Annotated in this window: 15 protein-coding genes; 9 read left to right on the top strand and 6 right to left on the bottom strand. The window is 63.1% G+C overall.

The genetic code is table 11. From position 1 onward, the window contains the following. Position 1: 1 nt before the first annotated feature. Positions 2 to 187: a hypothetical protein gene (locus AC0L27_RS04585; protein WP_275171869.1), complete on the bottom strand. Its 186-nt coding sequence runs from the start codon at positions 185 to 187 to the stop codon at positions 2 to 4. Between the two features lie 145 nt (positions 188 to 332). Then, on the bottom strand, positions 333 to 683 hold the full coding sequence (locus tag AC0L27_RS04580) for a zinc ribbon domain-containing protein YjdM (RefSeq protein WP_275171870.1): 351 nt from the start codon (positions 681 to 683) through the stop codon (positions 333 to 335). A 199-nt stretch (positions 684 to 882) separates the two neighbouring features. Between AC0L27_RS04580 and AC0L27_RS04575 the strand changes: the two genes are divergently transcribed. From AC0L27_RS04575 to AC0L27_RS04560, 4 genes are all read left to right on the top strand, one after another. After that, positions 883 to 1419 (top strand): helix-turn-helix domain-containing protein, encoded by a 537-nt coding sequence (locus AC0L27_RS04575; protein WP_275171871.1) that lies wholly within the window; start codon positions 883 to 885, stop codon positions 1417 to 1419. A 306-nt stretch (positions 1420 to 1725) separates the two neighbouring features. Next, positions 1726 to 2379 carry a cell envelope biogenesis protein TolA gene (locus tag AC0L27_RS04570; protein WP_354203784.1) on the top strand — a complete coding sequence of 218 codons (654 nt, stop codon included), beginning with the start codon at positions 1726 to 1728 and terminating at the stop codon, positions 2377 to 2379. After that, on the top strand, positions 2380 to 2796 hold the full coding sequence (locus AC0L27_RS04565; RefSeq protein WP_473317978.1) for a hypothetical protein: 417 nt from the start codon (positions 2380 to 2382) through the stop codon (positions 2794 to 2796). A 91-nt stretch (positions 2797 to 2887) separates the two neighbouring features. Next, positions 2888 to 3163 (top strand): hypothetical protein, encoded by a 276-nt coding sequence (locus AC0L27_RS04560; protein ID WP_275171874.1) that lies wholly within the window; start codon positions 2888 to 2890, stop codon positions 3161 to 3163. A 139-nt stretch (positions 3164 to 3302) separates the two neighbouring features. Here AC0L27_RS04560 and AC0L27_RS04555 read toward each other — a convergent pair whose 3' ends face one another. Next, positions 3303 to 4037, bottom strand: a complete 735-nt coding sequence (locus AC0L27_RS04555; protein WP_473317977.1) for a lytic transglycosylase domain-containing protein — start codon at positions 4035 to 4037, stop codon at positions 3303 to 3305. Between the two features lie 268 nt (positions 4038 to 4305). Between AC0L27_RS04555 and AC0L27_RS04550 the strand changes: the two genes are divergently transcribed. The 3 genes from AC0L27_RS04550 to AC0L27_RS04540 all read left to right on the top strand — a co-directional run bounded on the left by AC0L27_RS04550 (position 4306) and on the right by AC0L27_RS04540 (position 6052). Beyond that, positions 4306 to 5313, top strand: coding sequence for an acyl-CoA desaturase (locus AC0L27_RS04550; RefSeq protein WP_354203778.1), 1008 nt, complete (start codon positions 4306 to 4308; stop codon positions 5311 to 5313). 308 nt (positions 5314 to 5621) lie between these two features. Next, positions 5622 to 5840, top strand: coding sequence for a hypothetical protein (locus AC0L27_RS04545; RefSeq protein ID WP_354203776.1), 219 nt, complete (start codon positions 5622 to 5624; stop codon positions 5838 to 5840). Beyond that, the gene (locus AC0L27_RS04540) at positions 5834 to 6052 is read left to right on the top strand and encodes a hypothetical protein (protein ID WP_354203774.1); all 219 of its coding nucleotides are present in this window, start codon (positions 5834 to 5836) and stop codon (positions 6050 to 6052) included. Before AC0L27_RS04545 ends, AC0L27_RS04540 begins: the two co-directional genes overlap by 7 nt. Before the next feature lie 55 nt (positions 6053 to 6107). Here the strand turns inward: AC0L27_RS04540 and AC0L27_RS04535 are convergent, their stop codons facing one another. Then, a complete protein-coding gene (locus tag AC0L27_RS04535; RefSeq protein ID WP_275171879.1) occupies positions 6108 to 7166 on the bottom strand; it encodes a hypothetical protein in 1059 nt (352 codons plus the stop codon). A gap of 219 nt (positions 7167 to 7385) precedes the next feature. Here AC0L27_RS04535 and AC0L27_RS04530 point away from each other — a divergent pair, with 219 nt between their 5' ends. Continuing rightward, complete coding sequence (locus AC0L27_RS04530; RefSeq protein WP_354254950.1) at positions 7386 to 7682, top strand: HdeA/HdeB family chaperone; 297 nt, start codon at positions 7386 to 7388, stop codon at positions 7680 to 7682. Positions 7683 to 7802: 120 nt separating this feature from the next. Here the strand turns inward: AC0L27_RS04530 and AC0L27_RS04525 are convergent, their stop codons facing one another. Further along, positions 7803 to 8318 carry a ParB N-terminal domain-containing protein gene (locus AC0L27_RS04525; RefSeq protein WP_354203769.1) on the bottom strand — a complete coding sequence of 172 codons (516 nt, stop codon included), beginning with the start codon at positions 8316 to 8318 and terminating at the stop codon, positions 7803 to 7805. Between the two features lie 358 nt (positions 8319 to 8676). Between AC0L27_RS04525 and AC0L27_RS04520 the strand changes: the two genes are divergently transcribed. Continuing rightward, positions 8677 to 9102 (top strand): DUF7946 domain-containing protein, encoded by a 426-nt coding sequence (locus AC0L27_RS04520; RefSeq protein ID WP_473317976.1) that lies wholly within the window; start codon positions 8677 to 8679, stop codon positions 9100 to 9102. A 282-nt stretch (positions 9103 to 9384) separates the two neighbouring features. Here AC0L27_RS04520 and AC0L27_RS04515 read toward each other — a convergent pair whose 3' ends face one another. Beyond that, entirely contained in the window at positions 9385 to 13149 is a 3765-nt protein-coding gene (locus tag AC0L27_RS04515; RefSeq protein ID WP_354254953.1) for a vitamin B12-dependent ribonucleotide reductase, read from the bottom strand. Positions 13150 to 13170: the final 21 nt, after the last annotated feature.

The raw sequence follows: 13170 nt of genomic DNA, 5'->3' as shown, positions 1-13170 counted from the left end.
CTTACCATTCGATGGCGGTGAACTTGACGCCGCGGCCGGTCAGCTCCCGCCCGAGCCGCTCGGCGCGCTCGCTGGCGGATTTGCCGAGCAGCCGATACCTGCCTCCGAGCGCCTTGTCGGCGGCAACCTGATGCCGGATGTTTTCGTACAATCGCAAGACGGCCTGATCGCTCAGATTGTCGAACATGTCATCTGTCGGGTTTGGCCTATTGGCGTCCCCTGTTGGCGGTCCTCGCAGAGCGGCCTCCCAAGACTTGTTCGTGCGGATGTCGACTGATGGGTACCGGTCCGGCGCAGCAGCGTATGTCCACTTTTGAACACTGGGCCTCGGCTTACGCCTTCCTCACGAACTCCGATTTCAAATTCATCGCGCCGATGCCGTCGATCTTGCAGGCGATGTTGTGGCCGTCGGTCGCGTCCTGCAGGCGGATGTTGCGGACCTTGGTGCCGCCCTTGACGACGGAGGAGGAGCCCTTGACCTTGAGATCCTTCATCACGATGACGCTGTCGCCATCGGCGAGCGCATTGCCGTTGGCATCGCGAACGCCCGCCTGCTGCGCGGCGTCCGTGGGGGCCTCCGCCGTGCCGCTCCATTCATGGCCGCATTCCGGGCAGACCCAGAGGCCGCGATCCTGATAGGCGTGCTCGGAGTTGCAGGTCGGACATTTCATCGCGTCGGTCATCGTTTGCCTCGTCGCCCGTCACGGGCGCGCCGCACGCTTTCCGCCGGAAAAAGATGGATTGGGAGCAAATCCTTTACCATGGCTTTCAGTCCTGGTGGAACCCTTGGAAATTTAGGAGTTCAGGAAAAAGTTTGCGGTATCGAGGTCCGGGTTTACGCGGCGTTCGTTCGACGTTGCCGCGGAAGGGAGCGTTCTGGTCATGAGCGAGCATCGCGCCGCAGTCAGACATCACACGTTGCGCACCGGCATCGTCGAATTCGACAACGGCACCGGCAAGATCATCAGCGCGCCCTGCACGATCCGCGATGTCTCCGGCACCGGGGCGCGCCTCGGCCTCAACGCCTCGCTCTGGGTCGCCGACCAATTCACCCTGGTCTTCAGCAGCGGACTGCGCAAGGACTGCCGCGTCGCCTGGCGCAAGGGTAGGCTGATCGGCAGCGCGTTCGTGGCCGGCTATGCGAGCGCGGACGAGCAGGCCGTGATGATGACCACCGACGAGCAGTCCCGGCACAGACTCGGGATCGGTGCGCGCCTCAAGGTTGCGCGCGACAAGCGCGGCTACACGCAAGGCCAGCTCGCCGAGCTCATCGGCGCCACGTCGGCCTTCGTGTCGCTGGCCGAGCAGGGCGAGGCGGACATTCCGCTGTATCAACTGATGCACATCGCCGATCTGCTGATGGTTGGTCTCGACGGGCTCGTTGCCGGGCCGGCGCCCGAGGATGTCGACGCGGCGTAGGTGGCGACCCGCCAAAACAAAAACCTCGAAAACAACCCCATGCACAGTAGAAATCCCGAGGGATTTCAGTGTGTTGGAAATCCGAAAAATCGTTGGTGTTGGACCGTAGCCCGGATGGAGCGAAGCGCAATCCGGGAGTCCTGCGGCGGGCACCGTCCCGGATTACGCTTTCGCTCCATCCGGGCTACGGGCCCCGCATCGACTTCGGCGATACCGAATCGAGTTTGACTCGTCGGGCAAAACAGGGGCATGATGTCATCGTGGCGAAGGTTGGCGTGATGGTGCCTCGCCGGGCCGTGGGGCGACATGCCGAAGACACCAAAAAGAAAACTGAAGACCTACCAGACCTCGCTCGGCTTCTACGACCAGGCGATCGCCGCACCCTCGATGAAGGCGGCGCTGGACGCCTGGGGCGCCAGGTCCAATCTGTTTCATCAGGGCGCCGCGAAGGAGACCGACGACCCCGACATCGTCGCGGCGACGATGGAGAAGCCGGGCGTGGTGCTCCGGCGTCCGGTCGGATCGGACGGGGCGTTCACCGAGCATTCCGAGTTGCCGACCGATCTCGCTGACGACGAGGCCACGCCGAAGCGCAAGGCCAAGTCCAAAGCGAAATCCAAGCCAAAAGAGCGTCCTTCAAATGCGGCAAAGCAACCACCCCGCAAGGTCGACGATCAACAGGCGCGCAAGGCCGCCGCGGCGTTCGAGAAGGAAGAGCGGCGGCGGGAAGCCGAGCGCCGCAAGGAAGAGGCCGCTCGCGCCAAGGAGCGCGCGCGCCGGGACAAGGCGGTCGCAACTGCGCAGGCCGCATTGGACGAAGCGAGGCGGGAGCACGACGCCCGTGCGGAGGCGATCGAAGCGGAGCGAGTTGCGCTGGACGAACGCGCCGAGGCGGAGCAGAGCCGGTGGGACAAGCAGAGGATGAAGCTATCTGAGGCCGTGCGTCGCGCGCGGGAGTAAATGCCTGGTCATGCGTGGCAGGTCGTCGTGCTCAGCGGCGAGATCGCGGTTCCATCCCTATATGGACTGAAGTGCCATATAGGTCTGCCAATGCCTGAAAAGCCCTCGAATTCTGCAAGCCCGATGATCGTGCGCCCGCGCCGCGCGGCGCCGGTCCTGGTGTGCCGCAAATGCCTCAAGCGCAGCGACGAGGGCCGCGACGTCAGGCGTGCGCTGAAATCCGAACTGAAGGCGAACAAGCGCGACCGCACCAAGCCGGCTAAGCTGATCGTGACCGGATGCTTCGGCCTGTGCCCGAAACAATCGATCGTGATCGCGAGCGGCGCCAGCCTGGCGCGGCAGGAATATGTGCTGGTTGCCGACCGCGATCAGGTACCGCGGGCGCTCGCGTTGTTGGATGGCAAGACCGGCGCGTGACGGTCGGTCTGCGCTGCGCGGAAAGACCTCGGACAAATTCGCTTGCCTTGCTTTGCATCCTTTTGCACTCTGGCGGGAAGGAGACCAACGCATGAAGATCATGACTGTCGCGTGTGCGCTCGGAACCGCCCTGGTGCTGTGCAATCTCGGGATATCGGATGCCGAAGCCCGAACGCGGAAGGTCCGCGTGGTGGATGAACAACGGCTGAGGGTGGATGTCCCCGTGCTCAGGCCGACGCCGTGGGATTACAATATCGTTCCACGCTATCGTTATCGCCCGGAAGATGACCGGGTCGATCCCTACGGGCCGCCTTTGGTGTCGTCGTATGTCCGCTACGAGGGCTGGCGCTGGCCGTACTGGTGGTGAAGCCACCGACGAACGCGGCATAGAACAGTGCGTAGGGTGGATTAGCGCAGCGTAATCCACCAATTTCTTGCCGCATTCGCTGAAGCATGGTGGGTTACGCTGGCGGACTGCGCTTCGCGCAGCCGCAGGCTAACCCACCCTACGGATCGTCATCCGCTGCAAGCCGCACAAACTGCCGCTTCATCGCGTTGACCCTGGCGACATAGCTTGCGACGAGGTGATCGCCGCAGCGCTCGTCGGGGATCATCGCAAACTTGCGGCGCGCGTAGGCGGTGGCCGGGCCGGCGCCGCAGAGATGGATGAAGGCGGCGAGATCCTGCCTCTCGCGCGCACTCGCCTTCACATCACCCGCGCGGCTTAAGACATCAGCGACATTGCGGTCGAGATACACCGATGCCAGCTCGATGGCGTGGCTCGGGATCGCGCGGACATAGAGGAAGGTCGAACCGCAGCCGGCTTCCGTGACCGCGTTGCTGCGAATACAGAACCGCGCGGCGTCGGCGTAGGCTGCGTCCAGCATCTGGAAAAGGCCGACGGCGCTGGAGGCGGGCCGGTAGATCGCGAGGGGATTAAGGCTCCATCGCCAGCGCCAGTAGGTGCGCGCGAGCGGATTGCCCGATGTCTCGACCTGCGCCAGCGCCGCCAGCAATTCGGGTGTGATCGTCGCGGTAGCATGCTTGCGGAACAGCGGCCCGTATTGCCGCCAGGTCTCCGATGGCTCCTTGTCGAGCGCGTGGCCGACAAGGACGAACAGCTCGGTCGGCTTGCGCATGGTTTGATAGGCGATGTTCACGAGCACGACGATCGCAAGCAGCATCGCCGCGCCGCCCGCGATCTGGATCATCCGCGGTGCGCGCGCGAAAGTCTTTCGCATCCATCGCGCGCGTCGCCGCAGCTTGCGAAGGCGAGGGAGGAGGGGCTTGCTTCTTCCTGGCATCGGTCTTCCGGGAGTGCATTGCGGAGGCTTTGCACCTGGTTAACGCGGTCACCAGGCCTTGAAATCCGGCTTCTTTTCCCTCTGGTCGCGCCCTTTCAAGTCGCCGCTCCGTACTCCCACGGCAGCTCGCATCCTTGATGGAAATAACCCGAGGTTGTAGTGTGCGCCGCAGCAGGGTTAATTTTGTGTGAATGGATCGACTGGAATGACCGTAATCGAAAGCGTGGTGTCGGCGGAAGCTGCGGAGCGGAAAATGCCGCCGGGCGTGCTGGTCGAAGGGCCGGTGGTCGAGGCCAAGTTTCGCGATTCCTACATCTCCTTCGTCATCATGATCGGCGGTTCGATCGCGGCGCTGGTCTGGGCCTTCTGGCAAGGCATCGGCTGGGTGGAGGTTTCGGTCTTCGCCGGCACATTCGCGCTGTCCACGGTCGGCATCGGCTTCATGCATCGCTACTTCGTCCACCGCAGCTTTCGCTGCGGTCCGGTGATGCGGACGCTGTTCGCGGCTATCGCCACCATGGCGGTGCAGGGCTCGATCCTGAAATGGGTGAGCAATCATCGCCGGCATCATCTTCACTCCGACAAGCCCGGCGACGTCCACAGCCCTTACTATGACGGCGACGGCAACCCCTATGTCACCTTCGCCAAGGGGATGATGCACGCGCAAGGCGGCTGGGTGTGGGATCAGGCCACCACCGATGCCGGATACTACGCCAAGGATATCCTGGCCGACCCGATCGCCATGTTCTTCACCAGGACGCGCTGGTACTGGTACGCGCTCTCGGCGGTGATCATTCCGGGCGCGATCGGCTACGCGTTCGGCGGCGTGCACACGATGACCGGCTGCATCCTGTTCTCCGGCCTGTTCCGCAGCTACCTCATGACCATGGCGACATCGCTGGTCAACTCGGTCTGCCACAGCGACGGCCGCTACGGCTACCGCCGCTTCGATCTCGACGACGGCACCACCAACGAGTTCGTGACCACGATCCTCACCTTCGGCGAAGGCCTGCACAACAACCATCACCGGTTTCCGCGCGACGCCTACATTTCGCACGCCTGGTACGAGATCGACATCAACGGCCTGATCATTCTCGGGCTTGGTAAGCTCGGGTTGGTGCACGACATCTTCGCGGCGGGGAGCAGGGCTGTTCGCTCCGGAGATCCGGACGGCGGAAAACGTCCAGTGGCAGATACCGAAGCAATGGTCTGAAGGGCGCTGTAGCCCGGATGGAGCGCAGCGCAATCCGGGACCAGACCAGCTTGGCGCGAGATCCCGGATTTCGCTGCGCTCCATCCGGGCTACGGTCCCTAGCCGCCGCAAGCCGCAGAAACTGCTGCTTCCGTGAAATCCAAACCTAAGTTGTGTTCGGAGGTAACTCTGGCCCGATGGGGCCGTTGAGCCTGTGATCCCCGAGCGTAGCGAGATCGAACCTCCGATCCTCGCCTGAGTAACCGCAGTCGCGTTGTGAGCGCGGCTCGGCGCGAAGCGTGCTCCGTGCGTACCAACCGGAAATCTTCATGAACAGCCCCGATGTTCGCAATCCGATTCAGATCGACCGCGGCTCAAGCCTGGCGATCTCTCATGAAATAGCAGACCGCCTGCGGATCAAGCTTCGCGGCGAGCACGACCCATTGCCGCAACATCTGACGGCCCTGGTCGAGCGGATTGCGCAGATCAGCAGCCATTCGAACCAAGCGACGCTCGTGATGACCTCCGGATCGGATCCAGCATGTTAGACTTTTCCAATGCATCTTTTACGCCTGAAACCATCGGCATCATGAAAACTGCGCTGGAAACGGCGGTTGCGTCACTGCCGGCCCCGGTCAGCTCCGCGCATGTCCGGTCTATCGCGGAAACAATCCTTCGCACAGCGAAGGAGGGCGAGCGAGACCCCGTCGTCCTGGAGCGCATGGCGTTGATGGAGCTTCAGATCTCGCCGCGTGATTGATGCCGGTCCGCGAGCTTGTGTGCTGGCGCAGACGTGCTCGCATTGCCCTGCGGGCTCACCAATCCGGATCGCCGTAGTAGGGATCGACCATATAGGGCGGGGGCATCCAGGGCCCTCGCGACGGCCGGGGTCGCCGAGGTGCGGCCGCCTGCGCGTGCGGCCGTGCAGGCGCAGCGGTCTCGTTGTTGATCACGCTCCGCGCGGCCGGTTTCGCGGATGCAGGTGCGGACGACGATGCGGATGATGTCGTCAGCTCCTTTTGCAGCGCCTGGACCTGGGCGGCGAGGCGCGCATTGGCCGCCGTATCTTTCTCCTGCGCCGCCTTGAGCTGTTGAATGGTGTCGGCCTGCTCGCGCAGCGTCTGCTCGTTGCGGCTTTTCAGTTGCTCTAGCTTTCCGTTGATGTTCGCAAGCTCGCTGGTGATGGTCTTGAGCGATTGCGCGAGATCGGACGACGACGAGTCAGGCGTTGTGGCGCCAGTTCTTGAAGCGTCGGGCCTTGGAGCGTCGGGTCTTGAAGCGTCAAACCCTGCATTGCTCTCCGTGTCCTTGCCGACCGGCGGCGCGGGCACCGTGCCAGGCTCATCCGCGGCAGCCAATTGCACTGCCGGCGGTTGCGCCGGAGTTTCAACCGCGGACGCTTGCGGAGGCTCGCTCGCTGCTGGCGGAGCCCACCGCGCCATGATCGACCTGCTCATCGACCTGGCCTCGTCGCGATATTGCGAAGCGAAGGCGACACCGAGAACGCCGATCGCCAGCACGAGACCAACCAGAGCGCGCCGCATGGGCCGATCTCTCTTCAGGCCTTGGTCGCGAACCGTGCTAGCCGGCGCCAGCGCCGCGGCCTTGGGAGTCTTGTCCTCGGGAGCCTTGTCCTTGGGAGTCTCGACAGCATCCGCACCGGCACTTGCTCGCGAGGCCCGTGGGCTTTCGCTGCCGCGTTCCATTCCGGAAACCAGCCGGTCCAGCCGCGCAAGGTCTTGCTCCGCGCTCTTGATCCGGTCGTAAGCCCGCGCCAGCCCGCCATCGGCGCGCCCCGCGTCCGACTTTGGGGCGTCCGGCTTGGGGGCGTCAGGCTTGTGGTCATCAGGTTTGGGGTCGTTCGTCTCGGGCACCGATGCGCTCTCGATTCCGTCGGGCGTCAATGGGAGTGCGGCAGTCCGATCGGAACGATAAGACTCGCCGCCGTCCCACACAACGCGCGTGCGAAGGAGAAATTATGGCGAGACCTCGGGGTGGGGCGGTCGCGGGGTATGCAACGGGCGCCCTTGATCTGGATCAAGCATGCAGCGCCCGACCGTCGCCACCGTGCAGACATTCATCGGAAGGAACACATGGTTCAGACAAGAGCGATCATCCTTGGTGCCTTCGCGGCCCTGCTGCTGGCCGTGCCGGCCAAGGCACAGGTGCTGGTCGACGTTTCCAAGATCAGCTGCGACCAGTACATCACCCAGCGCATTACCCACATGCAGACCGTGAACGTCTGGCTCGCCGGGTTCTACGCCGGCCGCCGCAACAATCCCGTTGTGGACACGCAAGCGCTGAACAAGAACGGCAACAAGCTCTCGCGCTTCTGCGAGTCGCATCGCGAGATGCCGCTGCTGGACGCGGTCGAGGCCAATACGAAGTAGGGGCCGAGGAGGGCGCGGGCGTTTGCGGTCGTGTCCGGCCTGACCATATCGCGCATTGCGGCGACGCGCATGGAATCTACATCGACAGGTGAAGTGCACTAGCACCGTCATCGCCGGCCATTAATAGCGGCCGCCGTGGCCCTTTTGCTGCGTGATCCAGTCCGACAATGTCTTCGGTGCCGATCCCACGGTCCGGCCCGGTGATGCCTTCGGATTGTCGCGAACGCCTTTCGTCGGACGGGTACGCGCAGCTTCCGTGGCGTTGACGCTCTTCGAGCCAGCCATAGATGCTTCCGCAGCTTCCTTCTCGAGGCGCAACTGTTTCAATCGCGCCATCTTGATGCGCTCTGCCTCGACTGCGGGTCCTTCGGACAGCAGCGGCCTGTGTTGAGCGACCTCCGCCGGGACGATGACACCGATAATGGTTGTCTCGCCGAGCGCCTTGCAGGCTTCGAGCCGATGCAGTCCCTCGACCAGAACGAGGCGGTCTCCGTCGAGCCGGACGGAAATGGGTTCCTGCTGTCCGATGTCCAGCATACTTTCAGCGATCTCCCCGACGATCCCGGGTTTGATGGCTTTCTTCTGCTTCGTAGGAACGAAGATCTTCTCGATCGGGAAGCTTTCCGGTTTGGGCATAATCTGACTCCGCGTCTACCAGGCCCGTCGGAACGCATGCCGGTGGTGTCGGGAGTTTAGAAGGGAAGGGCTCGACCGCAAAGGCAATTCGGCGGCAGGGTGATGATGAGCAACGAAGCTGGAACCGGTCTCGATGACGGTGGCAGTGCACTTGATTGACGCCGTTCACCAACGCGAGCCGAAGCCGCAGATCGGCAGGACGGAGCCGTGAACTTAGTGCACTGTCACCGTAATTCGCGCGGGAGAGGCGAGTGCAGTGCATAATGCAAGGCGAGCAGTGAGGAGGAGCGGCCCGGCAGCTTGACATCGGTATCCTGAACCGAGAGGTTTGGTGCAACCTGGGGTTTTGGGAGGGGGTATGGCCGAGACAGAATTGATTCGGTTGCGTTTTGATGGAGGGCTCGCCAGCACCGGCCAGCTCCATTTCTACGAATACAGCAGGTCGCAATACGCGATGGCTCGGTTCATCGCGACCGTAGAACATTTTAGAAGAACCAAACGAGTCACGGCGAAGATTACCCTCGAATCAAATGTCGAGGCGATAGTTCGAAGCCCGCAGCGCGGGTCATTCATCGAAGATATCATTGTGTCGGGCGTGAAACAGGGGATGGCCGCGGCCGTCTCCGTTCCGCTCTCTGCACTGATTTCGTATGTTTGGCAAATGCTGCTGCCGCGGACGGAGACGCGGACCGCAGATAAGTCAGTGAGCTGGCTTTTAAGATTTGTGTATTTTTTCCTCCTTATCTTTTCCTCTGCAGAACTGAAGTCTTTGGTTCTTCCGTGAATGCTTAGATATTCGATGGAATGTCGATTTAGGACGTTCTTGAGGAGGCCGGCAACTGCTGGCGTCAATCGGGCGTGCCTAGCAATTGCGTCATTGAGCCAATGCCTTGGTTCGTTGCTGATCATAGCCACGTAAATCCAATTAGAGTGGCAATGCGCTCATTCTGCTACGTACCCAAGCTGCCACGAAATGAACCGCCTTAAAAGTGGAGAGAGGGCGGCTCCAACCGCCCCCTCTGCTGAGATAAATGCTGTCCTCAGAAGACATTGATCAGTTTAGTTCTTACGAACACCCCGTCGTGCTGCCACACGTATCGCACTTCATGCAGGTGCCATTCCGCACCAGCGTGAAGTTGCCGCACTCGCTGCACATCTCGCCTTCGTAGCCCTTGGCTTTGGCTTCCGCGCGGCGCTCGGCTTTGCTGGGCACCGCGACTTGTGCGCTGCCGGCCTTGCTCCACTGCAGGGCCTCCAGCTTCTCGGTGGGCGAGAGGTCGTGGGCCACTTCCTGCTTCAGCGCGACCGCGCCTTCCAGGACGTCGCCGGCACGGCCTGCGCCGTGCGAGGCGAGCGAGGTGACCTTGCTGCCGCCGGCCGGCGCGCTGTCGTTGCCTTGCGCGACCGCGGTCGAGCCGCCGCGCATCACCACGAGGTTGTCGGTGCGGGAGCGGGTGAGGCCGCGCGACACCAGCTTGGAGGCGCCGTGGCTGTGATCGCCCGGCTCCTTGCCTTCCTCGACGCCCTTGCCGAGCACGTCGAACCCGGTCTCGCTGGGATCGACATGGGCGAGGTCGAAGCGGCTGAGATAGCTCACAGCCAGCTCGCGGAAGACGTAGTCGAGGATCGAGGTCGCGTACTTGATGCTGTCGTTGCCCTGCACGGGGCCCGCCGGCTCGAAGCGGGTGAAGGTGAAGGCGTCGACATATTCGTCGAGCGGCACGCCGTACTGGAGACCCAGCGACACCGCGATGGCGAAGTTGTTGATGAAGGAGCGCAGTGCCGCGCCTTCCTTGTGCATGTCGATGAAGATCTCGCCGATGCGGCCGTCGTCATATTCGCCGGTTCGGAGATAGACTTTATGTCCGCCGACGACCGCCTTCTGGGTGTAGCCCTTGCGGCGATCCGGCATCTTCTCGCGCTCGCGCATCACGATGATGCGCTCGACCAGCTTCTCGACGATCTTTTCCGAGACCTGGGCGGTGCGCGCCGCCATCGGCTTGTCGTAGAGATGATCGACCGCATCGTCCTCGTCTTCATCGTCGGCGATGAGCTGCGAGTTGAGCGGCTGGCTGAGCTTGGAGCCGTCGCGATAGAGCGCGTTGGCCTTGAGCGCCAGCTTCCACGACAGCATGTAGGCGGACTTGCAGTCCTCCACGGTGGCGTCGTTCGGCATGTTGATGGTCTTGGAGATCGCACCCGAGATGAAGGGCTGCGCCGCCGACATCATGCGGATGTGGCTCTCGACCGAGAGATAGCGCTTGCCGACCTTGCCGCAGGGATTGGCGCAGTCGAACACCGGATAGTGCTCGGCCTTGAGGTGCGGGGCACCTTCCACCGTCATCGCGCCGCAGATGTGGACGTTGGCCGCCTCGATCTCGCGCTTGGTGAAGCCGACGGCCTGGAGCAGGTCGAAGCCGGGGGCCGCGATCGCCTCGGCACCGATGCCGAGCTGGTCGCGGATGAAGTCTTCGCCAAAGGTCCATTTGTTGAAGGCGAACTTGATGTCGAACGCAGTCGGCAGCGCCTTCTCGACCTTGGCGATGGCCTCATCCGTGAAGCCCTTGGCCTTCAAGGTCGAGGCGTTGATGCCGGGCGCGTTGGAGAGCGAGCCGTGGCCGACGGCGTAGGCCTCGATCTCCGCGATCTCGCTCTCGCGATAGCCGAGCGCGCGCAGTGCTGCGGGGACTGCGCGGTTGATGATCTTGAAGTAGCCGCCGCCGGCGAGCTTCTTGAATTTCACCAGCGCAAAATCAGGCTCGATGCCGGTGGTGTCGCAATCCATCACGAGGCCGATCGTGCCGGTCGGCGCGATCACCGTGGTCTGGGCGTTGCGATAGCCGTGCTTCTCGCCGAGCTCGAGCGCCGCATCCCAGGCCGCTTGCGCATGCGTGACGAGGTCTCCTTGCGGGCAGGACACCAGGTCCATCGGCACTGGATTCACGCTGAGCGCCTCGTAGCCGTTGGACTGGCCATGGGCGGCGCGGCGGTGATTGCGGATCACGCGCAGCATGTGCGCGGCGTTCTTCTTGTAGCCGGGGAAGGTGCCGAGCTCGGAAGCCATCTCGGCCGAGGTCTTGTAGGTGATGCCGGTCATGATCGCGGTCAGCGCGCCGGCGATGGCGCGGCCTTCCTTACTGTCATAGGACAGGCCCATGGTCATCAGGAGGCCGCCGATATTGGCGTAGCCGAGGCCGAGCGTGCGGAACTCGTAGGAGAGCTCGGCGATCGACTTCGACGGGAACTGCGCCATCATCACCGAGATTTCGAGCACGATGGTCCAGAGCCGGCAGAGATGCTCGTAGCCCTCGACGTCGAAGCGCTTGGAGGGGATGTCGTAGAAGGTCAGCAGGTTCGCCGAGGCGAGGTTGCACGCCGTGTCGTCCAGGAACATGTATTCCGAGCACGGATTGGAGGCGCGGATGTCGCCGGACGCCTTGCAGGTGTGCCAGTCGTTCATGGTGGTGTTGAAGTGCAGGCCGGGGTCGGCCGACGCCCAGGCGGCGTAGCCGATTTTTTCCCAGAGGTCGCGCGCCTTCAGGGTCTTGGTGATCTTCTTGGTGGTGCGCCCCACGAGATTCCAGTCGCCGTCGGTCTCGACCGCGCGCAGGAAGTCGTCCTTGAGCGAGACCGAGTTGTTGGAGTTCTGGCCGGACACCGTGAGATAGGCTTCCGAATCCCAGTCGGTGTCGTAGACGTCGAACTGGATGTCCTTGTAACCCTGCTTGGCAAACTGGATGACGCGCTTGATGTAATTGTCGGGCACGAGGCTGCGACGCGCGAGCTTGATCTCGCGGCGGAGCGCAGGGTTCTTCTCGGGATCGAAGCAATCGTCGCCCGAGCCCTCGCAATTGACGCAGGCCTTGAGCACGGCCTTGAGGTGCTTCTGGTTGATCTTGGATCCGGTGACGAGAGCCGCGACCTTCTGCTCCTCCTTCACCTTCCAATCGATATAGGTCTCGATGTCGGGGTGATCGACGTCGACCACGACCATCTTGGCCGCGCGGCGCGTGGTGCCGCCCGACTTGATCGCGCCGGCGGCGCGGTCGCCGATCTTGAGGAAGCTCATCAGGCCGGACGAGCGGCCGCCGCCGGAGAGGCGTTCGCCTTCGCCGCGCAGGCGCGAGAAGTTGGAGCCGGTGCCGGAGCCGTATTTGAACAGGCGGGCTTCGCGGACCCAGAGGTCCATGATGCCGCCCTCGTTGACGAGGTCGTCACCGACGCCCTGGATGAAGCAGGCGTGCGGCTGCGGATGCTCGTAGGAGGACTTCGAGCGGGTCAGCTTGCCGGTGAAGGGGTCGACGTAATAATGGCCCTGGCCGGGGCCGTCGATGCCATAGGCCCAGTGCAGGCCGGTGTTAAACCATTGCGGCGAGTTCGGCGCGACCATCTGCATGGTCAGCATGTAGCGGAGCTCGTCGTAGAAGGTCTGGGCGTCCTCGTCGGAGGAGAAATAGTTGCCCTTCCAGCCCCAATAGGTCCAGCAGCCGGCGAGACGGTCGAACACCTGCTTGGCCGAGAGCTCGCTGACATAGCGCTCTTTCTCGGGCAGGAGGGCGAGCGCCTCGGTGTCGGGCACGGAGCGCCACAGGAAGGAGGGGACGGACTCTTCCTCGACCTTCTTCAGGCGCGCGGCAACGCCGGCCTTGCGGAAGTACTTCTGGGCCAGGACGTCGGAGGCGACCTGCGACCACGCGGTCGGCACCTCGACATTGTCGAGCTTGAACACGACCGAGCCGTCGGGATTCCTGATCTCCGACGTGGTCAGCCGGAACTCGATGCCGGCGTAAGGTGACTGTCCCGAAGTGGTGTGGCGCCGCTCAATCCGCATGGTCTTGCCCCGTCCTATCTT

The sequence above is a fragment of the Bradyrhizobium sp. Ken51 genome (assembly GCF_055807435.1).
This window is presented reverse-complemented; position numbering and strand designations above follow the sequence as displayed.

Coding starts and splice junctions, on each gene's coding strand:
- AC0L27_RS04520 (WP_473317976.1), top strand. CDS start 8,677: ATGGCCGAGACAGAATTGATTCGGTTGCGTTTTGATGGAGGGCTCGCC.
- AC0L27_RS04560 (WP_275171874.1), top strand. CDS start 2,888: ATGAAGATCATGACTGTCGCGTGTGCGCTCGGAACCGCCCTGGTGCTG.
- AC0L27_RS04575 (WP_275171871.1), top strand. CDS start 883: ATGAGCGAGCATCGCGCCGCAGTCAGACATCACACGTTGCGCACCGGC.
- AC0L27_RS04580 (WP_275171870.1), bottom strand. CDS start 683: ATGACCGACGCGATGAAATGTCCGACCTGCAACTCCGAGCACGCCTAT.
- AC0L27_RS04570 (WP_354203784.1), top strand. CDS start 1,726: ATGCCGAAGACACCAAAAAGAAAACTGAAGACCTACCAGACCTCGCTC.
- AC0L27_RS04545 (WP_354203776.1), top strand. CDS start 5,622: ATGAACAGCCCCGATGTTCGCAATCCGATTCAGATCGACCGCGGCTCA.
- AC0L27_RS04565 (WP_473317978.1), top strand. CDS start 2,380: ATGCCTGGTCATGCGTGGCAGGTCGTCGTGCTCAGCGGCGAGATCGCG.
- AC0L27_RS04530 (WP_354254950.1), top strand. CDS start 7,386: ATGGTTCAGACAAGAGCGATCATCCTTGGTGCCTTCGCGGCCCTGCTG.
- AC0L27_RS04525 (WP_354203769.1), bottom strand. CDS start 8,318: ATGCCCAAACCGGAAAGCTTCCCGATCGAGAAGATCTTCGTTCCTACG.
- AC0L27_RS04515 (WP_354254953.1), bottom strand. CDS start 13,149: ATGCGGATTGAGCGGCGCCACACCACTTCGGGACAGTCACCTTACGCC.
- AC0L27_RS04555 (WP_473317977.1), bottom strand. CDS start 4,037: ATGCGAAAGACTTTCGCGCGCGCACCGCGGATGATCCAGATCGCGGGC.
- AC0L27_RS04585 (WP_275171869.1), bottom strand. CDS start 187: ATGTTCGACAATCTGAGCGATCAGGCCGTCTTGCGATTGTACGAAAAC.
- AC0L27_RS04540 (WP_354203774.1), top strand. CDS start 5,834: ATGTTAGACTTTTCCAATGCATCTTTTACGCCTGAAACCATCGGCATC.
- AC0L27_RS04550 (WP_354203778.1), top strand. CDS start 4,306: ATGACCGTAATCGAAAGCGTGGTGTCGGCGGAAGCTGCGGAGCGGAAA.